Here is a 20,701-nt window from a genome sequence, read left to right as displayed (position 1 = left end):
AAGGGGTTCAGGCGGCCGCGCCGGCGAACCAGCGCATGTCCTCGGGCGGGCAGGACAGCCCGACCACGTCTCCGACCTCGGCCCGCACGGGGCTCGCGAGCTGGATCTCGAACGGCGTGCCCAGGATCCTGAGCGTCAGCGCGTAGCCGTCGCCGCGAAAGCGGGTGCGCAGCACTTCGCCGGCCGGGCGCCCCTCCTCGGCCGTGCCGATGCGGGTGCTGCGGCCGGGCAGCAGCAGGCGCGCCTCGCGGCCCGCAGGGCCCTCCGTGCCGACGCTCATCGCGGTGCCGGCAATCCGCCATCCGTCTGGCGTGCGCCGCATGGGCAGCACGCAGCCGAGATTGAGGAATTCGGCGACCTCCGGGCTCGCCGGCTCGGCCACCAGCGCCTGCGGCGGCGCCAGCTGGGCGATCCGGCCGCCCCGCATCACCGCCACCTGGTCGGCGAGCGCGAAGGCCTCGGTGCGGTCATGGGTGACGTAGATCGCGGTCAGGCCGAACTGGGCGACCAGCGCGCCGATCTCGCCCACCATGGCCTCGCGCAATTCGGGATCGAGATTGGACAGCGGTTCGTCGAACAGCACCAGCTGCGGCTCGGCGACGATGGCGCGGGCGAGCGCCACGCGTTGCTGCTGGCCACCCGACAGGTCGGAAGGCCGGCGCCCGGCAAGCTGGCCAAGGCCTACCCGCTCCAGCGCGGCACCCACCCGCGCCCGGCGCTCGCGCGCCGGCACGCCGCGCATTTCCAGGGGAAAGGCGACATTGTCCGCCACGCTCATGTGGGGCCACAGCGCATAGTCCTGGAACACCATGCCGAGCCCGCGGGCCTCCGGCGGCAGGAACGTGCCACCCGAGGCATCGGCCACCCGCCGGCCGCGAATGTCGATCTGCCCGGTAGTCGGCGCCAGCAGCCCGGCGAGCAGTTGCAGCAGCGTGGTCTTGCCGCACCCCGAGGGGCCGAGCAGCGCCAGCACCTCACCCTGCGTCACCTCGAAGCCGACATCGTTCAGGATCCGCGCCGGGCCATAGGAAAGGCCGAGGCCGCGAACGCGGACCGCTGGAGAGGCTTCAGAGGGCATCGAGGGTCCAGGACATGGCTGTTCCAGGCAATGGATTTGGGCGAACAGCTAAGGGAGCTACATGACGGTTGCGTGACATTGCGAAGTTTCGGCACCGCCTTGCGGATTTGCCGGCCCTCGACCCGGCGGTCATCATCGCCGCGCCCCCGCACGGGCCCGCGCCAGGGCGAGAGGAGGTACCCCGCCGGTGAGCGGCCCAACGCCGGCCGGGCGCGGCGTCATCCAGCTGCAATGAACCCGCGCTAGCTGAGACCGCGACGGCCCACCCAGCCACACGCCCCGTTGCACAGCTGTGCAAGGAATCCGCATGAACGACGACGCCTTCCTGAGCATCACCGATCTGTCGGTTGGCTATGGCGCGACGCGGGTTCTGGAGCACCTGCGCCTCACCATCGGCCGAGGCGAATTCGTGGCGCTGCTCGGCGCCTCCGGCTGCGGCAAGACCACGCTGCTGCGGGCGATTGCCGGCTTCGTCGCGCCGTCCGCCGGCGCCATCGCGGTGGCCGGACGGGACGTGACCCGGCTGCCGCCGGACCGGCGCGGCATGGCGCTGGTGTTCCAGTCCTATGCGCTGTGGCCGCACATGAGCGTGGCGAAGAACATCGGCTACGGGCTCAAGCTCAAGGGCCTGCCGCGCACCGCGATCGACCGGCGCGTCGGCGAGATCGAGGCGCTGCTGGGCTTGAGCGGGCTCGGGGCGCGCAAGCCCGGCGCTCTGTCTGGTGGCCAGCGCCAGCGCGTGGCGCTCGGCCGGGCACTGGCGGTCGATCCGCAGATCCTGCTGCTCGACGAGCCGCTCTCCAATCTCGACGCCCGCATCCGCCTGAAGGTGCGCCATGAGATCCGCGCGCTGCAGCAGCGGCTCGGCATCACCGCCGTGCACGTCACCCATGATCGCGAGGAAGCGATGGCGATGGCCGACCGGGTCGTCGTCATGGAGGCCGGCCGCATCGCGCAGGCCGGCACGCCGGAAGAGATCTACAACCGGCCGGCCTCCGCCTTCGTCGCCGCCTTCATGGGCGCCGAGAACATGCTGGCGCTGAACGGCACGGTGGCGGGGGACAAGATCCACATCGCCGCCGGCCCGCACCATGGGGCAGCGGCCGTGCCGCGGGACGGGCGGGTGCTCGCCAGCGGCGCGCTGGAGGCGCGTTTCCGCGCCGAGGCGGTGCAACTGGAGACGCTCGATGCGCCGCGCGCCACCGAGGGGCTGGCGCTTTCCGGCCATGTCGAGGCGGTGAGCTATCTCGGCGGGGCCTGGCGCCACTCGGTGCGCATCGGCCAGACGCCGGTCTTCGCCGATGCCGAACATGCGCTGGCACCGCGCACCGCCGTGCGGCTGACGATCCCCGCGGAAAAACTGTTTCTCTTCGACACCCCCTCGCCGTCCGGCGCCGCCGCGCCGGCGACCGACACACACCCGACCGCGACCCGCGCCAGCCGACCGGACCGCGTTCGGGAGCCCGTCATTTCCTGATCCTCACCGGAGACCTTGCCCCATGAAGAGCCTCCTCGCGCCCGCGCTCGCTTCCGCGACGCTCCTTCTCGGCCTCGCCGCCGCACCCGCCGGCGCCGCCGAACTCACCGTCATCACCGCCGGCGACCAGAACATGGTCGACTACGTCAACCAGTACCTCGCCCCGCTGTTCGAGAAGCAGTATCCCGGCAACACGGTGCGCGTGGTCGGCACCGGGCCGGGCGATGCCGGCTCGCAGAAGATCGTCGAGCGCTTCGACGCGCAGGACAAGGCCGGCAGCACGACCTGGGACACCGACGTCGCGGTGGTGCACGAGAAGTTCGTCGGCCCGATGATCAAGGGCAATTATCTGGAATCCTACCGCGACCGGATTTCCAGCGGCAAGCTGGTGTCCCGCGCCAATGCCGACATGGCGCTCGGCACCAAGGTGACGGGCTATGTCATGCCGATGTTCAACAGCCAGACCGCCATCGCCTACAACCCCGCGCTGGTGCCGAACCCGCCCCGCAGCTACGCCGAGATCGCGCAATGGGCCAAGGCCCATCCCAAGCAGTTCGGCTATAACGGCATCAAGGGCGGCGCCTCGGGCGTCAGCTTCGTCATGGGCTGGATCTATGCCTTCGGCGATGGCGACGCCAACAAGCTGATGAACGGCCCGTTCGAGGAGGCCGAGACGAAGAAGTGGGATGCCGCCTTCGCGAGCCTGCGCGACTTCACCCGCAACGCGACGCTGACCCCCGGCAATGCCGGCACGCTCGATCTGCTCTCGCGCGGCGAGATCGCCATGGGCCCGGTCTGGGTCGACATGTTCTACAGCTGGCAGGCCGACGGGCGCCTGCCGCCCGACTTCAAGCTGGTGCTGCCCGCCCCCGGCATGCCCGGCCAGCCGATGCACTATGTGATCCCCGCCAAGAGCCCGAACAAGGAACTGGCGGAGAAGTTCGTCGAGCTTGCCACCAGCCCGAAGGTTCAGGCGCAGGGCATCGTCGAGCGTTTCAACTGGTATCCCGGCATCGACGCCACCTATGTGCAGGCCGAACTTCCCGACGCGGTGTGGAAGAAGCTGTTCACCAGCGTCACGCCGGAAGACCTCGCCACATACGGCAAGCCCTTCCCGATCGCGCCCTATAACAGCGCGATCCTGGAAGCCTATGAGCGCCAGGCGACGAACTGAGCTAGCTCGCTCATGCCTGCGTATCGGCGTTTCGGGGAGGTGCGACCATGCACCTCCCCCTCTTGAGCGTCCCGTCCGTATTGGCGAGCCAACGAGGCTATTGCCGAAGAGTCTCTCCTGGGTCCCGGATCGGCGCTGCGCTGCGCGCAACTTGTCCGGGAAACAGTGTGTCCCGGACCAGCGAAGGCGAAGCCGGAGCGCAGAGCCGGGACCCAGCGCAAAACTCTTCGGCAATATCCTCTGTGGCTCGGAATTCCACCGTTCCAACCCACCCCTCTCAAGAAACCCGCCATGCCCCTCCCCCTCCTCGGACTGCTGCTCGTCCTGCCTGCGCTGGCGGTGATCGTGCTGCTGTTCGTGGTGCCGCTCGCCGCCTCGGTGGTGGGGGCGTTCGTGGTGGCGGACGGCTTCGGCCTCGGCAATTTCGTCAAGACCTTCGCGCTCTACACCCCGGACATCGTCTTCACCGTGCTGATCGTCAGCCTGTCGACCGCGCTGATCGGAGCCTTCGCCATCGCCATCGGCGGCTATCTCACGCTCGGCGAAAACCCCCGCGCGGTCGCGATCCTGCGCTGGCTCTACCGCTGGCCGATGTTCATTCCCTTCATCGTGGTCGGGCAGGTGCTGCGCACCTTCCTCGCCCGCAACGGGCTGATGAACAATGTACTGATCGGCGCCGGCCTCATCACCCCGCTCGACGCCACCAGCTTTCTCGACTGGCGCGGCATCGTCATCGCCTTCGTGTGGAAGCAGACACCGTTCGTCGCCCTGCTGGTGGCCGGCGCCATGGCCTCGGTGGACCGCGGCACCCTGGAGGCCGCGCGCAATCTGGGCGCCTCGCGGGCGCGCATCCTCATCGAGATCCTGGTGCCGCAGGTGGCGACCACGCTGATGGTGTCGCTGGTGCTGTCCTTCGTCACCATGATGTCGGTGCTGTCGGTTCCGCTGATGATCAACGCCCAGTCGCCGACCATGATCACCGCCGACATCGCCTTCCGCATCAATGCCTATGGCGATTATGGCGTGGCCAACGCGCTTGGCCTCGTCTCGCTCGCCATCAGCGCCTGCGCGGCGATCGTCTATCTGCGCCACAGCGTGAGGGAGCGCGCATGACCCTGCTCGCCTCCTCCCTCCTCCGGCGCTCCGGCCCGACGCTGGACCTGTGGTGGATCCCGCGCGGGCTCGTTCTCGGGCTGCTGGCCTTCGTCATCTTCGGCCCGCTGGCCAATCTCGTGCTGTGGACCGTGGCCGAGCGCTGGTACTTTCCCCATGCGCTGCCCATCGACTACGGCTTCAGTTACTGGGCCCGGGTCTTCGCGCCGCGCGGCAATGCGATGGAATCGCTCGGCAACAGCCTGCTGGTGGCGAGCCTCACCGTGCTGGTCTCGCTCGCCCTCGCGATACCGGCGGGCTATGCGCTGGCGCGCCTCAAGCTGCCGTGCCGGGCGCTGATCCTCATCGCCTTCCTCGTTCCTCAGGCCTTTCCCAACCTGCCGGTCTATGTGAACGTCGCGCGGCTATTCTATCAGATCGGCCTCAACGGCACGGTCGCGGGCGTGGTGCTGGTGCATGTCACCCATGGCCTCGTCTTTGCCGTGTGGATCGCCACCGCCGCCTTTGCCGCCGTCGATCGCGAGCTCGAACAGGCGGCGCGCTCGATCGGCGCCGGGGCGCTGCGGGCCTTCCTCGACGTCACGCTGCCGCTCGCCGCGCCCGGCCTGCTGGCCAGCGCGATCTTCGTATTCCTGGAATCGCTGGACGAGTTCACCGGCAGCTACTTCGTCGGCGCGCCGGATGTGAACATGCTGCCTTTGCTGCTCTATTCGGCCGGAGCCGGCGGCAATTACCAGATCGCCTCGATCAGCGCGCTGCTGCTGCTCGTTCCCTCCATCGGCTTCATGCTGGTGGTGGAACGCTTTCTCAAATCCGACGTGCTCGCGAAGGTCGGCCAGTGAAAAACCCGAACCCTCCCCTCCCCGTTTCAGAAACGCCATTCTCGGATGAGGCCGCGGCGGCCCGGCGTTTCGTCAGCGCCCAGCAGGTGGCGGAACTGGCCGGCGTCTCGCGCTCGGCGGTCTCGCGCGCCTTCACGCCGGGTGCCAGCATCGCCGTGAAAACGCGGGAGAAGGTGATGCACGCCGCCGCCGAGCTGGGCTACCAGGTCAACGACCTCGCGCGCGGCCTGCTGGCCAATCGCAGCCGGCTGGTCGGGCTCGTCGTGACAAAGCCCGAGGTCGGCTTCCGCGCGCATCTGGTGGCGGCGCTGACCGGGGCCCTTATCCGGCGCGGCAATGTTCCCGTCGTCATCAATACCGGCCATTCCGACGCGGAACTGCAGGCCGCGCAGGCGGCGCTGTTCGGCTATCGCGCGGAGGCGACCATCATCCTGTCCGGCTCGCCGCCCGCCTCGCTGGTGGAGACGGCGCGCCAGAACGGCCATGCGCTGGTGTCGATCGGCCGGTCCGAGCCGGGCTGCGATCATGTGAAGATCGACAATGCGGGGGCCGCGCGGCTGGCCGCCCGGCTGTTCTTCGCCCAGGGCTTCCGCCGCCTCGGCTTTGCCGGCTCGCAATCGGGCACGCCCAGCATCACCGAGCGCGAGCTTGCCTTCGCGCAGGAGGCCCGGCAGCTCGGCGCCGACATCACCATCCTGCGCGGCGCCGATACCGACTATGCCGGCGGGCAGGAGGTGGCGGAGGCGATGCTCGCCCGGGCGGGACGGCCGGAAGCGGTGTTCTGTGTCAACGATCTCGTCGCCTTCGGGCTGATGGACGCCGCGCGCGGGCGCTTCGGCCTCGCCATTCCGCGTGATCTCGCGGTCATCGGCTTCGACGACATCCCCGAAGCGAGCTGGGGCGCCTATGGGCTCAGCACGTTCCGGCAGGACCCGGCGCGGATCGCCGCGCAGGCCATCGCCCATCTCGACCGCCGTATCGCCGACCCCGGCGCATCCCCTTCCACCGCCCGGCTCGACGCGGTGTTCATCGCGCGCACCACCACCTGCGCCGCCGCCTCGCATGTCGAGGCGCCGCAGGTCGACATCCTCGCCGCCGACGACAGCCTCATCGGAGCCTGCCCGTGAACGCTCCCGCCCATCTCACCGCGCGGATCGAGGCCGCGCACGCCATCCTCGCCGAGGCGGGCACCCGCGCGCTTGCCTATTTCGCTGAAGTGGAATCGCTGGCGGTGGAGGCCAAGGCCAATGGTCAGGACGTGGTCAGCATCGCCGACCGCGCGGTGGAACAGCTGGTGCGCGGCCGCCTCGCGCAGGCCTTTCCCGAGGACGGCTTCCTCGGCGAGGAATCGGGCACCGCGCCCGCGCGCTCGGATTTCGTCTGGGTGCTGGATCCGATCGACGGCACCAGCTGCTTCGTCCATGGCATCGCCAACTGGTGCGTCGCGCTGGCGCTGGTGGAGCGCGGACGCACGGTGGCCGGCTTCATCCTCGACCCGAACGCGCAGGAAACGTTCATCGCCGTGCATGGCGCGGGGGCCACGCTCAATGGCCGCCCGATCCGCGTCGATACGCGCACCGACCTGCGGCACGGCCTTACGTCGGTCGGCGCCAGTTTCCGCGTGCCCGCGCAGTTGATCGCCGCCGTCATCAGGCGGCTATTGGAAGCCGGGGGCATGTTCGTGCGCGGCGGCTCGGGCGCGCTCAGCCTCGCGCATGTCGCCTGCGGGCGGCTCGCCGCCTATTACGAGCCGCACATGCACGCGTGGGACTGCCTCGCCGGGCTGCTGCTCATCCGCGAGGCCGGCGGCTGGACCCATGATTTCGCCGCCAGTGGGGATCTTGCGGCGGGCGGGCCTGTCATCGGCTGTGCACCGCAGCTGTGCGAGGATCTGCTCGGCCTGATCGAGGCCGCCCGGATGGAGGCTCTGGCATGAAGATCATCCAGGTCAGCGACCTTCACCTCGTCACGCCCGGCGAGCCGCTATTCGGCAGCGACCCGCTGGACCGGCTTGAGGACTGCATCGTCGATCTCAACCTCCATCATGCCGATGCCGACCTCGTCGTGTTCTCGGGCGACCTGACCAATGACGGCGAACCGGCGGCCTATGCCGCGCTGGGCGAGCGCCTGGAGGCACTTGTCCCGCCCTTCCGGCTGATGCTCGGCAATCACGACGCGCGCGCGGCGTTCGGAGCGGTGTTTTCCGAGGCGCTCGACCCGGACGGCTTCGCCCATTCCTTCGTCGACATTGACGGCATGCGGATCGTGCTGCTCGACACGCTGGAGCCCGGACGCATCGAGGGCCGGCTGTGCGGCGCCCGCCTCGACTGGCTCGATGCCCGCCTCGCCGATGCCGACCATGTGCTGATGTTCCTGCATCACCCGCCCTGCCCGATCGGCGTGCCCGCGCTCGACGACACCTGCCTCGCGGAAGCCGGCCGGCTCATGGAGGTGCTGCGGCGGCACCACAATGTGCGGCACATCTTCGCCGGCCACGTGCACCGGCTGGCCAATGGCAGCTGGGGCGGCATTCCCTTCTCGACGCTGCGGGGCACCAACCACCAGTCGGCACTCACCTTCACCGGCCCGTACGCGGTCAGCTTCGAATCGCCGGCCTATGCCGTCATCCTGGCGAGCGGCGGCAGTGTCACCGTGCACCCGCACGAGTTTCCGGTACGGGATTGGGGATGACCGCCCGCGCGACGGACGCCTTACGTAAGGTACTGCGACTAAACAAGATTTAATGAGGAAACCGCGGGTTTGCGGTGCACAATGAGGGGAATTGTCCGGACTGCCAGCGGAGTGTGACGATGGAAACTGCACAGAGTGCCTCGCGGCGGGGGCGCCTTGCCGTTCCATTGATCATGGGGGCCGTTCTGGCCTGCGCCGGCGGCGCCTATCTCTGGCGCGAGAACCGCGCCAATGCCGCGCAGCCCGCGGCGGCGGCCGCTCCCCGGTCGCAGACCGTGCGCGTCAATGTCGCGCCGGTGGAGCGGCGGGATGTTCCGGTCGTGCTCAACGGGCTCGGCACGGTGCAGGCCTCGCAGACCGTCAACATCCACGCCCGGGTCGACGGCACGCTGCAATCGGTCAACTTCACTGAAGGGCAGAACGTGAAGGCGGGCGACGTGCTGGCCACGCTCGACCCGCGCCTCGCCCGCGCGAGCCTCGATCAGGCCCGCGCCGCCAAGGCCAAGGACGAGGCCCAGTTGCACGGCGCCGAGGCCGATCTCTCCCGCTACACCCAGCTGGTGCAGAAGGATTACGCCAGCCGGCAGTCGGTGGACCAGCAGCAGGCCACGGTCGACCAGCTGAAGGCCTCGATCGCCGCCGACGACGCCGCCATCGAAACCGCGCAGGCCAATCTCGACTACACCAGCGTCACAGCCCCGGTGGACGGGCGGATGGGCCTGCGCCAGATCGACCCCGGCAATCTCGTCCATACCAGCGACACCACACCCATCGCCGTGCTTACCGCCCTCAGGCCGGTATCGGTGATCTTCTCCCTGCCGGAGAAGGATCTCGACGCCGTGAAGAACGCGCAGGCGCGGGGCGCCGTGACCGTCACCGCCGCCCGCGACGATGGCGGCGTGCTCGGCACCGGCAAATTGACCGTCATCGACAATCTCGTGGATGCCGGCACGGCGACCCTGCGGCTCAAGGCGGTTTTCCCCAATGATGACGAGCGGCTGTGGCCCGGCGGCTTCGTGCATGTGCTGCTCGCGGTCGACACGGTGAGGGATGCGCTCACCGTGCCGGTCGCCGCCGTGCAGCGCGGGCCGGACGGGCTGTTCGCCTGGGTGGTGGGCGAGAGCGGCACGGCCGGCGTGAAGCCGATCGAGACCGGCCAGGTCGCCGACGGCGTCGCGGTCGTGACCAAGGGGCTGGATGCCGGCGACAGGGTGGTGACCGAGGGCCAGTACCGGCTGCGTCCCAACGTGAAGGTGGCGATCAGCGGCGACAGCCAGAAGGAGGCCGGCCGCGAACACCTCGCCGAGGACGGCACTGTCAAGACAAGCCCCTGACTCGGGCTCGCCCGACACGCGTTCGCGTGAAGACAGCGCTTTAGATCAACCGCCCAGAGCCGGGTGCCGAGGACAGCGTCGTGAACATTTCCGCCCCCTTCATCGAACGCCCCATCGCCACCTCGCTGATGATGGCGGCGCTGGCGCTGCTCGGCGTGGTCGCCTATCCGCTGCTGCCGGTGGCGCCGCTGCCGCAGGTGGACTTTCCCACCATCCAGGTCTCGGCCAGCCTGCCGGGGGCGAGCCCGGATACCATGGCCTCGGCGGTGGCCTCGCCGCTGGAGCGGCGCTTCGGCCAGATCTCCGGCCTCGACCAGATGACCTCGTCCTCGACACTGGGCTCCACGTCCATCACGCTGCAATTCGAACTCTCCCGCAATATCGACGCGGCGGCGCAGGACGTGCAGGCGGCCATCACCGCCGCGCTGCGGCAGCTGCCGGACGATCTCACCTCGCCGCCGAGCTATCGCAAGGTCAATCCGGCCGATAGCCCGATCATGATCCTGGCCGCCCGCTCCGACACCATGCCGATGACGCAGGTGGACGACATCGCCGACAACGTGCTGGCACAGCGGCTCTCGCAGGTGCAGGGCGTGGCGCAGGTGGTGATCGGCGGCGAGCAGAAGCCGGCCATCCGCGTGCAGCTGGACCCCGCGCGGCTCTCCGCCAGCGGGCTGACCTTCGAGGATGTGCGCACGACGCTGGCCGCCTCCACCGCCGAGGCGGCCAAGGGATCGATCAACGGCACGGTGCGCAGCTTCACCATCGCCGCCAACGACCAGATCCTGAAGGCGGCCGATTATGACGACGTGATCCTCGCCTATCGCAATGGCGCGCCGATCAAGGTGCGCGATGTCGGCCACGCGATCGAGGGAGCGGAAAACGTCAACGTGGCGGCCTGGAGCGGCGAGAAGCACGCCGTGGTGCTGCTGGTGTTCAAGCAGCCGGGCGCCAACGTCATCGAGACGGTCGACGCCATCAAGGCGACCCTGCCGCGGCTCGACGGCATCATTCCCGCCGGCATGACCATCGACACGGTGATCGACCGCACCACGACCATTCGCGCCGCGGTCGAGGACGTGCAGTTCACCCTCGCGCTCACCATCGGCCTGGTGGTGATGATCATCCTGCTGTTCCTGCGCAATCTGCGCGCGACGCTCATTCCCGCCCTCGTGGTGGTGCTGTCGCTGGCGGGCAGCGCGGCGGTGATGTACGCGCTCGGCTTCAGTCTCGATAACCTGTCGCTGATGGCGCTGACCATCGCCGTCGGCTTCGTGGTGGACGACGCCATCGTCGTGGTCGAGAACATCGTGCGCTACATGGAGGACGGCGAGCCCGCCTATAGCGCGGCCATGAAGGGCGCGCGGGAGATCGGCTTCACCGTGCTGTCCATCAGCCTCTCGCTGGTGGCGGTATTCATCCCGCTGCTGCTGATGGGCGGCATTGTCGGCCGGCTGTTCCGTGAATTCGCCCTCACCGTCACCGCCGCCATCGCGGTGTCGGCGCTGGTGTCGCTGACGCTGACGCCGATGCTGTGCTCGCGTTTCCTGAAGCCGCCGGCGCACACGCATGGATGGCTGTACCGGGTGATCGAAGCCGGCTTCGACGGTATCCTCGCCTTCTACGTGGCGACGCTGCGGATCGCGATGCGCTACCGCTTCGTCACGCTGATGGTGTTCTTCGCCTCCGTCGCGATCACCGGCTGGCTGTTCGTGGTGGTGCCCAAGGGCTTCTTTCCCACGCAGGATATCGGCATCCTCACCGGCCTGTCGGAAGCCGCGCAGGATGTCTCACCCGAGCAGATGAAGCGCCTGCAGCAGGCGCTCGGCGAGGTCATCGCCCAGGATCCGGCCGTGGCCGCGTTCGGCTCGGTGCTCGGCTCGGGCGGCGCGTCCACCACCAATACCGGCCGCTTCTTCATCGCGCTGAAGCCACGCGAGGCGCGCGACGCCTCCGCCTCCGAGGTCATCGCCCGGCTGCGGCCCAAGCTGAACGGCGTGGGCGGGGCGACGGTGTTTCTCCAGCCCTCGCAGGACATCACGGTCGGCGGGCGCATTTCGCGCGCCCTGTATCAGTACACGCTCACCGATGTCGACCTCGACGAGCTGGACGTCTGGGCGCCGAAGCTGCTCGCCCGGCTGCGGCAGATGCCCGAACTGACCGACGTGTCGAGCGACCAGCAGGGCAGCGCGCCGCAGCTCAAGATCACCATCGACCGTGACCGCGCGGCGCGGTTCGGCATCCAGCCGGCGGTGATCGACGCCACGCTCAACGACGCCTTCGGCCAGCGCCAGGCGGCGCAGTATTTCACCCAGCTGGATTCCTACGCCGTCATCATCGAGGCGACGCCGGACTTGCAGAAGCATATCGGCTCGCTGGACCAGATCTATGTGAAGTCGCCGATTTCGGGCCAGGCCATCCCGCTGTCGACCCTCGTCACCATCGATTCCAAGACGGTCGGGCCGCTCTCGGTCTCGCATCAGGCGCAGTTCCCGGCGGCGACATTCTCCTTCAACCTCAAGCCCGGCGTCTCGCTGGGTCAGGCCGTGCAGGTGATCAATGCCGCCTCGGCCGAGCTGGGCGCGCCCTCGACGCTGTCGGGCAGCTTCCAGGGCAGCGCGCAGGTGTTCCAGAGTGCGCTGGCCAGCGAGCCGGCGCTGATCGCGGCGGCGCTGTTCGCGGTCTATGTCATCCTCGGCGTGCTCTATGAAAGCTACATCCACCCCCTGACCATCCTGTCGACGCTGCCCTCGGCCGGCATCGGCGCGCTGCTGGCGCTGTGGGCGGGCGGGTTCGACCTCTCGGTGATCGGCATTATCGGCATTATCCTGCTGATCGGCATCGTGAAGAAGAACGGCATCATGCTGGTGGACTTCGCCATTGCCGGCGAGCGCGACCGTGGCATGAGCCCGGAGGAGGCGATAACCGAGGCCTGCCGGCTGCGCTTCCGGCCGATCCTGATGACCACGCTGGCGGCGCTGCTGGCCGGCGTGCCGTTGATGCTGGGAACCGGCACGGGATCCGAGCTGCGCCAGCCGCTCGGCTTCGCCATGGTCGGCGGCCTCGCGCTGAGCCAGGTGCTCACCCTCTACACGACGCCGGTAGTCTATCTCTATCTCGCGCGGCTGCAGGCCCGGCTCACCGCCCGTCCCGTGCCGGAGGCGACGCCCGCCCCCACCCCGGCCGAGTGACCGGAAATAGTCTGCCCCGGCGAGCGGCATGCGCCGCGCACCGGGGCCGGTCGCTCACCCTATCAGCTACGGCGGCGGGCGGCGGCGGGAGCCGGGCGCACGGGCGCCGCCCGCACGGCCGGTCCGGCCCGCTTGGCATCGTCGATCAGCTCGTACCACATGGCGTTCAGCACCGCGAAGGCGGCGGCGAGCGGCAGGCCGAGCAGCCAGGCGAAGTACCACATCTGCATTCTCCCTTGAGCGTTTTCGAGCGAAGCGGATTCCGGTTCGCGTGACGAAAGCGCATCGAAACGATCATCTGGAGCCCTTGCCGCGAGCGAGGATTCGCCGGAAGGGCTTCGCCTCTCAATAGGCGTGGCTGTTGTCCTTCTGGATCTCGCGCGCATCCACCTTGCCCCACAGCACGCGGTACACCCAGCTGGTGTAGGCGACGATGATGGGCACGAAGATTCCGACGCTGACCAGCATGATGAACAGCGTGAGGTGGCTCGACGAGGAGTCCCACACGGTCAGGCTGGATTTCGGATCGACCGAGGACGGCAGGATGAAGGGGAACATCGTCAGCCCCACCGTCGAGATGATGCCGAAGATCGACACCGCGCTCGCCAGCACCGGCGTTACCTCCTTGCGCGCCCACAGCAGGGCGAAGGCGGCCAGCGCCCCGACAATGCCCAGCACGGGACCCGCCAGCATCCAGGGATGGGCGGCATAATTGGCGAACCACGCACCCACCGCGACCTCGGCGGTCTTGCCCAGCGGGTTGGACGGCCCGGCCACCGGGATCACGCTGGTGATGCGGTAGCCACTGATGCCGAGGAACAGCCACACGCCCCCCAGCACGAACAGCAGCACCGTCACCAGCGCCGCGACGGCGCCGAACCTGCGCGCCCGCTCGGCCACCAGCCCGTCGGTCTTCAGCACCAGCCAGCCGGCGCCGTGCATGGTCAGCATGGCCACCGAGAGCAGGCCGGCGAGCAGGCCATAGGGGTTGAGCAGTTCGAACAGCGTGGAGCCGTCATAGAAGATGCGCAGGTCGTTGTTCAGGTGGAAGGGCACGCCCTGCAGCACGTTGCCGACGGCCACGCCCATCACCAGCGCCGGCACCAGCCCGCCGATGAACAGCGCCCAGTCCCACGCGCCGCGCCAGAGCCGGCCTTCGCGCTTCGAGCGGTACTTGAAGCCCACCGGCCGCAGGATGAGCGCGAACAGGATGGCGAACATGGCGAGGTAGAAGCCGGAGAAGGACACCGCATAAAGCTGGGGCCAGGCGGCGAAGATGGCGCCGCCGCCGAGGATCAGCCACACTTGGTTGCCTTCCCAGACCGGCCCGACCGAGTTGATGACGATGCGCCGCTCCAGGTCGGTCCTGGCGACGAAGGGCAGCAGGATGTCGGTGCCGAGGTCGAAACCGTCCATCACGGCAAAGCCGATCAGCAGCACGCCGAGCAGCAGCCACCAGATGACGCGCAGCGTGTCGTAGTCGATGAGCGTGTGGAGAACCATGTTCCTACTCCGCGGCGACGAGATGGGCGGGGATGAGATTGGCTTCCGGATCCTCGTCCGGCTCGGGGCCCTTGGCGATGGCCCGGATCATCAGCGTCATCTCGATGATGATCAGCACGGTATAGAGGGCCGCGAAGCCGACGATGGTGGTAAGCACGGTGGCCGCGCCGAGGCTGGAGACGGCGGCGGCGGTCGGCAGCACGCCTTCGATGATCCAGGGCTGGCGGCCGATCTCCGCGACCACCCAGCCCATTTCCGCCGCGATCCACGGCAGCGGGATGGCCAGCACGGCCAGCCACAGCAGCGGCCGGTAGCGGTCGAGCGTGCGACGCGCCGAGAGGAAGAAGAACACCGCCGTCAGCACGATGAAGAAGAAGCCGAGCCCGACCATGATGCGGAAGGCCCAGAACAGCGTCGGCACGCTCGGCACCGTGTCCCAGGCGGCCGCCTTGATCTGCTCGGGCGTGGCGGTGCGCGGATCGTCGACATAGCGCTTCAGCAGCAGCGCATAGCCGAGATCCGTGCCGTTATCCTCGAAGGCATCCTTGACGGCGGGCGGAATGGCCGCCGTGGAGCCCGCCGCGCGGATCTTCTGCAGCGCGTCGAAGGCAATGATGCCGCTCTTGATCCGCTCCTCCGCGTGGTTGACCAGTTGCTCGATGCCCGGCACCACGGTGTCGAGCGAACGCGTCGCGATGAGGCCGAGCGCCCACGGAATGCGCACCGCGAAATGCGTCTCGCGGTCCTGCTCGCTGGGGAAGCCGAACACGGTAAAGGCGGCGGGCGCCGGCTCGGTCTCCCACATGGCCTCGATGGCGGCGAGCTTCATCTGCTGGTGCTCGGTGGTGAGATAGCCGCTCTCGTCGCCCAGAACGACGACGGAGAGCGAGGCGGCGAGGCCGAAGGAGGCGGCCACCGTCATCGAGCGCTTGGCGATCTCGATGTGCCGGCCCTTCAGCAGATACCAGGCGGAGACGCCGAGCACGAAGATCGAGGCTGTCACATAGCCGGCCGAGACGGTGTGCACGAACTTCGCCTGCGCCACCGGGTTGGTCACGACGGCGAAGAAATCGGTCACCTCCATGCGCATGGTCTGCGGGTTGAACGCCGAACCCACCGGGTTCTGCATCCAGCCATTGGCCACCAGGATCCACAGCGCGGAGAAATTGGAGCCGGCCGCCACCGCCCAGGTGGCGATCAGGTGGCCCACCTTGGACAGCTTGTCCCAGCCGAAGAAGAACAAGCCGACAAAGGTCGCCTCGAGGAAGAACGCCATCAGCCCTTCGAGGGCGAGCGGCGCCCCGAAAATGTCGCCGACATAATGCGAGTAGTAGCTCCAGTTCATGCCGAACTGGAATTCCATCACCAGGCCGGTGGCGACGCCGAGCACGAAATTGATGCCGAACAGCACACCCCAGAACTTGGTCATCTGGCGCCAGACGCGCCGGCCGGTCATGACATAGACCGTCTCCATGATGGCAAGGAGCACGGAAAGGCCCAGCGTCAGCGGCACGAACAGGAAGTGGTAGAGCGCCGTCATTGCGAATTGCAGGCGCGAGAGGTCGACGACATCAAGTTCCATCGTGGTCTCCGGTTGCGTCCGGTCTCCTGGTCTTGTGGCACCGCATGGGCGCGGCGCCGGAAAGGCGTGTCAGTCGGGCCGCAGCGCGGCGAGCGCCGCGGTGAAGCCCGGCTCGCCGCGTCGGGCGAGGGTGTGAAGGGTGCCATCGGCGAGGACGGCGATGCGATCGGCGATCTCCGCCTCGCGGGCGAGATGAGTGGCGAGGATGATAGTCCGGTGGCCGGCATTCGCTTTGATGCGGCGCAACACGTCCCGCGCCGTCGGTCCGTCGAGCCCGTCGGTCGGCTCGTCGAGCAACCAGAGCGGGGCGTCGCGCAGGATCAGCCGAGCCAGCGTCAGCCGCCGCGCCTGCCCGCCCGAGAGGCCCAGCCCCGCCTCGCCGAGCCGGGTGTCCAGCCCCTCGGGCAGGCCCGCGACGACGCTTGCCAGCCCGGCCGCATCAAGCGCGGCCGTCAGTTCCGCATCGCTCGCGCCGGGGGCCGCGAGAAGGAGATTGCCGCGCAGACTATCGACGAACAGCTCCGTGCGCTGGGTGAGCAGCGTCGCCGGCAATACCGCGAGCGTGCCCGCCGCCGGCGCGATCTCGGCGGCCAGCGCGGCGAGCAGGGTGGATTTGCCGACCCCGCTGGGGCCGACCAGCGCCAGCGTCTCGCCCAGCGGCACGCGCAGGTCGAGATGGCGCAGCACCGGCCGCGCCACGCCGGGAGGGGCAAGGTCGAGAGCCACAAGTTCCGCCGCCATCCCCGCCTCGGGCGCGTGGCGCAGAACCAGCGCGTCCCGGCGCTTGAGGCGCGGGGCGACCCGACCCGCGGCGATGAGCGCGCGCTCGGCCTCGATCACCCCGCGCCGCAGGGCGGCAAACGGATCGAACGCCGCCAGCGCCACGAGGAGAACCAGCGCGGCGATCGGCGCGTCCATCGCGCCGCTGCCGGCAAGCGCGGCGACGATGACCAGCATCAGCGCCAGCAGCACCGCGCCGGCGATGCCGAAGCCGGCCGAAATGAACGTCTCCACCCGGTTCAGCGCATCGTCCGCCGCCGCGAGGCGTGCATCGGCGGCGGCCAGCCCGTCGCGCGCGGCCGAGAGGCGGCCGGCCATGATGAACTCGGTCTGGCCAGCGACGAGGTCGACCGCACGGGAGCGCAGCACTTCCAGCGCATGCAGCCGGCGGCGCGCCGGGCGCCGCGCGGCCCGCAGGCCGATCAACGGGAGAGCGATGCCGCAGGTGAGCACGACGAGCCCGAAGACGAGCGCGGTGTTCAGGTCGATCAGGCCGATGACGAGGACAGCGCCCAGCGTCACCACCAGTGCCGCGACAACCGGCACCAGCACGCGCAGATAGAGTGAATCGAGCGCGTCGATATCCAGCGTGAGGCGGAACAGCAGCCGCGCCGGCCGGTCGGCCAGCCGCCCCGCCGCCTCCGGCTCGGCCCAGCCGCGGAACAGCCTTTCGCGCAGGCCCGCCAGCACGGCCAGCGCCGCATCATGCGTCACCACCCGCTCGCCATAGCGCGCCGCCGTGCGGATGATGGCGAACAGCCGGATACCGGCGGAGGGTACGAAAATATCGAACACCAGCGCGGCGCTGACGCTCAAGCCGGCAATGGCGGTGGCGGTGATGAACCAGCCGGCGGTACCGAGGAGCGCGGTTCCCGCCGCCAGCGTCAGCGCCGCCAGCAGCGCGCCGGCGACAAGCGCGAGGCGTCGCTCGGCGAAGAACACGCGCAGGATCGTGCCGATGGAGCGAAGCCGGCTCATGGCGCGATCTCCCCGTTCGGCGCGAGGCGGATGATGCGGTCCATCCGCGCCGCCAGCACCGGATCATGAGTGGCGACCACCAGCGTCCGGCCGCGCGCCAGTTCCAGCAGCGCCTCGGTGATCTCGCCGGCCGTGCCGCTGTCGAGATGGGCGGTCGGCTCGTCGGCGAGGATGAGCCCGGCCGACGGCGCCGCCGCGAGCCGGGCCAGCGCGAGGCGCAGCCCCTCGCCGCCGGACAGGCCGCGCCCGCCCTCGCCGATCGGCGCAGGCCCGCGCGCGTCCGCCACCCGCTCCAGCCGGGCGGCGCGGATGGCCACGCCGATGGCGGGGGCGTCCACCTCGGGCCGGCCGAGCGCGACATTGCTGCCCAGCGTGCCCGCGAAAATATGCGGCTGCTGGCCGATATAGGCCATGCGCGCCCGCAGCCGATCCGCGCTCAAGGCCGTCAGCACCTCGCCATCGATCAGGATCCGGCCCGCTTCCGGTGCGGCAAGACCGGCAAGCAGCGCGAGAAGCGTCGACTTGCCCGCCCCGCTCGGCGCGAACAGCGCGACATGCTCGCCGGGCGCCACGGTGAGATCAAACCCGTCGAACACCGCCGCATCCGTGCCGGCATGGCGGAAGGAAACCGATTCCAGCGCCAGCGCCGGGGCACCGCCACCGGCGGGCACGGGGGCAACCGGCACATCGCCACCGACCACCGGCCGGCCGGGCTCCGCCAGTTGCTCAAGCGCGGCCAGCGCCGCCTGCCCCGCCGCCCGGTCATGCCAGGCCGCCGCCAGTTCGCGCAGCGGATCGAAGAAGGCCGGGGCGAGGAGGAGCACGAACAGGCCCTCACCCAGCCCGAACCGGTGGCCCCAGCTGCCGAAGTCGAGGGAGCCCAAGAGGTGCAGACCGATATAGGCCGCGACCATCGCGACCGCGACGGCGGAGAAAAGTTCCAGCACCGCCGAGGACATGAAGGCGATGCGCAGCACAACCATGGTGCGCCGGCGCAGACTCTCCGCATCCGCCCGCAGGCGCCGCGCCGTCGCATCCACCGCGCCAAGGCCGCGAATGGTGGCGAGCCCGCGCAGCCGGTCGAGCAGAAAGGCGTTCATGCCGCCGACCTCGACCAGCTGGGCCTCGCTCGCCTCCTTGGCGCGCCAGCCGATCAGCGCCATGAACAGCGGGATGAACGGCGCCGCGAAGGCGAGCACGAAGGCCGCAGCCCAGGAGACCGGCAGCACGAAGGCGAGCAGGACCAGCGGCACGCAGGTTGCCTTGAACCGGGCCGGCCGGAAGCGGGCGAGATAGGGCACCACCGCCTCCGCCTGCTCGGCCAGCACGCTGGCGGCAAGGCCGGACGTGGCGCGGCCGGCGTCAACCGGGGAGCGGCGCATCAGGGCGTGGGCGGCCTGCGCCCGCAGCCGTGACAGCTCGGCCCGGGCGAAGCGGAAGGCCAGCCGCCCACCGGCGGCATCCAGCCCCGCGCGCAGGATGCCGAGCAGCACGAGACCGAGAGCCGGCAGCAGCGCCGCGCTCATTCCCGCGCCATCGGCAATGCCCGCCACCGCATGGGCGAGCAGCCCGGCCTGCGGCACCCAGACGAGCGCGGCCGCCACCTGCAGGCCGATGGCGCGACGCTCGGCGCGGCTCAGCGCGGCCGTGCCCGTCCGTCCACGGCGGCCGGAGGGCGGCGCCGGGGAGGTGGCGGAGGAGGGCGTGGCGGGAACGGCGCTCGTCTCGCTCATTCTTCCGGGTCCTTGCGTGGTGTCGCGGCGCCGGTGCGGCGCTCACCGGGCCGCTCGGACTTCCGGGCTCGACCGAAGGAGACGATGCGGTCCTTGGTTTCCAGCAGGCGCGTGATCTTCGAGCCGAGGCTGAGCAGCGTGGCGAGACGCTCGGTCTCCAGCCGCTTCACGTCATCATACCAGGTGGTCAGCTGTTCGATGAGATCGTGCATTTCCGCCATGCGCTGCTGCGCATGGGCTTCCTCCTCGCTGCCGGCCGGCTGCATGAGGATCTCGCGCAACACCGAGAGCGTGGGGTCGACCTCGCGCTTCTTGCGCTCCTCGGCCAGCGTCCGCAGAATCTGCCACACGTCGTCCGGGGTGGTGAAGAAGTCGCGCCGGTCGTCCGGCAGGTGCTTCAGCACGACGAGGTTCCACGCCTGCAACTCCCGCAGGCTCATGGAAACATTGGAGCGCGAGATGCCGAGCGCCTCGACGATGTCATCCGCGCAGAGCGGCCGGGGCGCCACATAGAGCAGCGCGTAGATCTGGCCGACGGTGCGATTGATGCCCCAGCGGCTGCCCATTTCGCCGAAATGCAGCACAAAGGAACGTATGAGCGGCGGCAGATTCACGGCGCTGGCCCCGACGAGTTTCGTACGGTGATTTCAGAAGTTTCTGAAATTAATGGCCAGCCTGTATTCCATTTTCGCACTCCCGCCCATCCGCGGTTTGTCGATTTCGTCACCGCGGGGGTGGACGGATCGTCTCACCCAGCCCGCTCCCGCGCTGGCGGCAGACGTTCAGGCCCGCCCGTCAGCCCCGCCCGTCAGCCCCGCCGCTCGGCCAGCGCCCGCGCCGCCCACATGCCAGCCAGCATGGCGGGCACGAAGACCAGCGTACCGGCCTCGCCGAGGCCAAGCGCGGTGAAGGCCGGGCCGGGGCAGAAGCCTCCCAGCCCCCAGCCGATGCCGAACAATGCCGGCCCGATGATCAGTCGCGCATCGATGTCGCGCCGCGTCGGCAGCTGGAAGCGCGGCGCCAGCAGGGGCCGCTCGCGCGTCAGGGTCAGCCGGTAGCCGAGGAACGCGACCAGCACCGCCCCGCCCATGACGAAGGCGAGCGAGGGATCAAAGCTGCCGGCGAGATCGAGGAAGTTCAGCACCTTGGCCGGATCGCTCATGCCGGAAAGGACAAGGCCGAGACCGAACAGCAGGCCGAGAGCGAGATTGACCAGAACCGACAT

General features: G+C 69.4%; 17 protein-coding genes. 9 read left to right on the top strand and 8 right to left on the bottom strand.

Features of this window, described 5'->3' with window-relative positions:
- Positions 1–7: 7 nt before the first annotated feature.
- On the bottom strand, positions 8–1,078 hold the full coding sequence (locus QOZ99_RS03770) for an ABC transporter ATP-binding protein (RefSeq protein ID WP_306888590.1): 1,071 nt from the start codon (positions 1,076–1,078) through the stop codon (positions 8–10).
- A 307-nt stretch (positions 1,079–1,385) separates the two neighbouring features.
- Between QOZ99_RS03770 and QOZ99_RS03765 the strand changes: the two genes are divergently transcribed.
- The 9 genes from QOZ99_RS03765 to QOZ99_RS03725 all read left to right on the top strand — a co-directional run bounded on the left by QOZ99_RS03765 (position 1,386) and on the right by QOZ99_RS03725 (position 12,900).
- Positions 1,386–2,555, top strand: coding sequence for an ABC transporter ATP-binding protein (locus QOZ99_RS03765; protein WP_306888589.1), 1,170 nt, complete (start codon positions 1,386–1,388; stop codon positions 2,553–2,555).
- 22 nt (positions 2,556–2,577) lie between these two features.
- Positions 2,578–3,729, top strand: a complete 1,152-nt coding sequence (locus QOZ99_RS03760; protein ID WP_306888588.1) for an ABC transporter substrate-binding protein — start codon at positions 2,578–2,580, stop codon at positions 3,727–3,729.
- 291 nt (positions 3,730–4,020) lie between these two features.
- Positions 4,021–4,842: an ABC transporter permease gene (locus QOZ99_RS03755; protein ID WP_306888587.1), complete on the top strand. Its 822-nt coding sequence runs from the start codon at positions 4,021–4,023 to the stop codon at positions 4,840–4,842.
- Positions 4,839–5,684: an ABC transporter permease gene (locus tag QOZ99_RS03750; protein ID WP_306888586.1), complete on the top strand. Its 846-nt coding sequence runs from the start codon at positions 4,839–4,841 to the stop codon at positions 5,682–5,684. Before QOZ99_RS03755 ends, QOZ99_RS03750 begins: the two co-directional genes overlap by 4 nt.
- Positions 5,681–6,811 (top strand): LacI family DNA-binding transcriptional regulator, encoded by a 1,131-nt coding sequence (locus QOZ99_RS03745; RefSeq protein ID WP_370876787.1) that lies wholly within the window; start codon positions 5,681–5,683, stop codon positions 6,809–6,811. The genes QOZ99_RS03750 and QOZ99_RS03745 overlap by 4 nt, the downstream gene beginning before the upstream one ends.
- Positions 6,802–7,620: an inositol monophosphatase family protein gene (locus QOZ99_RS03740; RefSeq protein ID WP_370876796.1), complete on the top strand. Its 819-nt coding sequence runs from the start codon at positions 6,802–6,804 to the stop codon at positions 7,618–7,620. Before QOZ99_RS03745 ends, QOZ99_RS03740 begins: the two co-directional genes overlap by 10 nt.
- Entirely contained in the window at positions 7,617–8,375 is a 759-nt protein-coding gene (locus QOZ99_RS03735) for a phosphodiesterase (RefSeq protein WP_306888584.1), read from the top strand. The genes QOZ99_RS03740 and QOZ99_RS03735 overlap by 4 nt, the downstream gene beginning before the upstream one ends.
- 119 nt (positions 8,376–8,494) lie before the next feature.
- Positions 8,495–9,709, top strand: coding sequence for an efflux RND transporter periplasmic adaptor subunit (locus QOZ99_RS03730; protein ID WP_306888583.1), 1,215 nt, complete (start codon positions 8,495–8,497; stop codon positions 9,707–9,709).
- Positions 9,710–9,837: 128 nt separating this feature from the next.
- Positions 9,838–12,900 carry an efflux RND transporter permease subunit gene (locus tag QOZ99_RS03725; RefSeq protein ID WP_370876795.1) on the top strand — a complete coding sequence of 1,021 codons (3,063 nt, stop codon included), beginning with the start codon at positions 9,838–9,840 and terminating at the stop codon, positions 12,898–12,900.
- 62 nt (positions 12,901–12,962) lie between these two features.
- Here QOZ99_RS03725 and cydX read toward each other — a convergent pair whose 3' ends face one another.
- From cydX to QOZ99_RS03690, 7 genes are all read right to left on the bottom strand, one after another.
- The gene (gene cydX / locus QOZ99_RS03720) at positions 12,963–13,124 is read right to left on the bottom strand and encodes a cytochrome bd-I oxidase subunit CydX (protein WP_306888581.1); all 162 of its coding nucleotides are present in this window, start codon (positions 13,122–13,124) and stop codon (positions 12,963–12,965) included.
- Between the two features lie 121 nt (positions 13,125–13,245).
- Positions 13,246–14,403, bottom strand: a complete 1,158-nt coding sequence (cydB, locus tag QOZ99_RS03715) for a cytochrome d ubiquinol oxidase subunit II (RefSeq protein ID WP_306888580.1) — start codon at positions 14,401–14,403, stop codon at positions 13,246–13,248.
- 4 nt (positions 14,404–14,407) lie between these two features.
- Complete coding sequence (locus QOZ99_RS03710) at positions 14,408–15,985, bottom strand: cytochrome ubiquinol oxidase subunit I (RefSeq protein ID WP_306888579.1); 1,578 nt, start codon at positions 15,983–15,985, stop codon at positions 14,408–14,410.
- Positions 15,986–16,054: 69 nt separating this feature from the next.
- The gene (locus QOZ99_RS03705) at positions 16,055–17,743 is read right to left on the bottom strand and encodes an amino acid ABC transporter ATP-binding/permease protein (RefSeq protein WP_306888578.1); all 1,689 of its coding nucleotides are present in this window, start codon (positions 17,741–17,743) and stop codon (positions 16,055–16,057) included.
- Positions 17,740–19,476 (bottom strand): thiol reductant ABC exporter subunit CydD, encoded by a 1,737-nt coding sequence (cydD, locus tag QOZ99_RS03700; RefSeq protein WP_306888577.1) that lies wholly within the window; start codon positions 19,474–19,476, stop codon positions 17,740–17,742. Before cydD ends, QOZ99_RS03705 begins: the two co-directional genes overlap by 4 nt.
- A complete protein-coding gene (locus tag QOZ99_RS03695) occupies positions 19,473–20,090 on the bottom strand; it encodes a GbsR/MarR family transcriptional regulator (protein ID WP_306888576.1) in 618 nt (205 codons plus the stop codon). Before QOZ99_RS03695 ends, cydD begins: the two co-directional genes overlap by 4 nt.
- A gap of 194 nt (positions 20,091–20,284) precedes the next feature.
- Positions 20,285–20,701, bottom strand: coding sequence for a DUF6691 family protein (locus QOZ99_RS03690; protein ID WP_306888575.1), 417 nt, complete (start codon positions 20,699–20,701; stop codon positions 20,285–20,287).

Origin of the sequence: Ancylobacter amanitiformis (genome assembly GCF_030814815.1) — a bacterium.
Taxonomy (GTDB): domain Bacteria; phylum Pseudomonadota; class Alphaproteobacteria; order Rhizobiales; family Xanthobacteraceae; genus Ancylobacter; species Ancylobacter amanitiformis.
The sequence above is the reverse complement of the archived record's forward strand: the minus strand, read 5'-3'. Positions and strand labels throughout refer to the sequence as shown.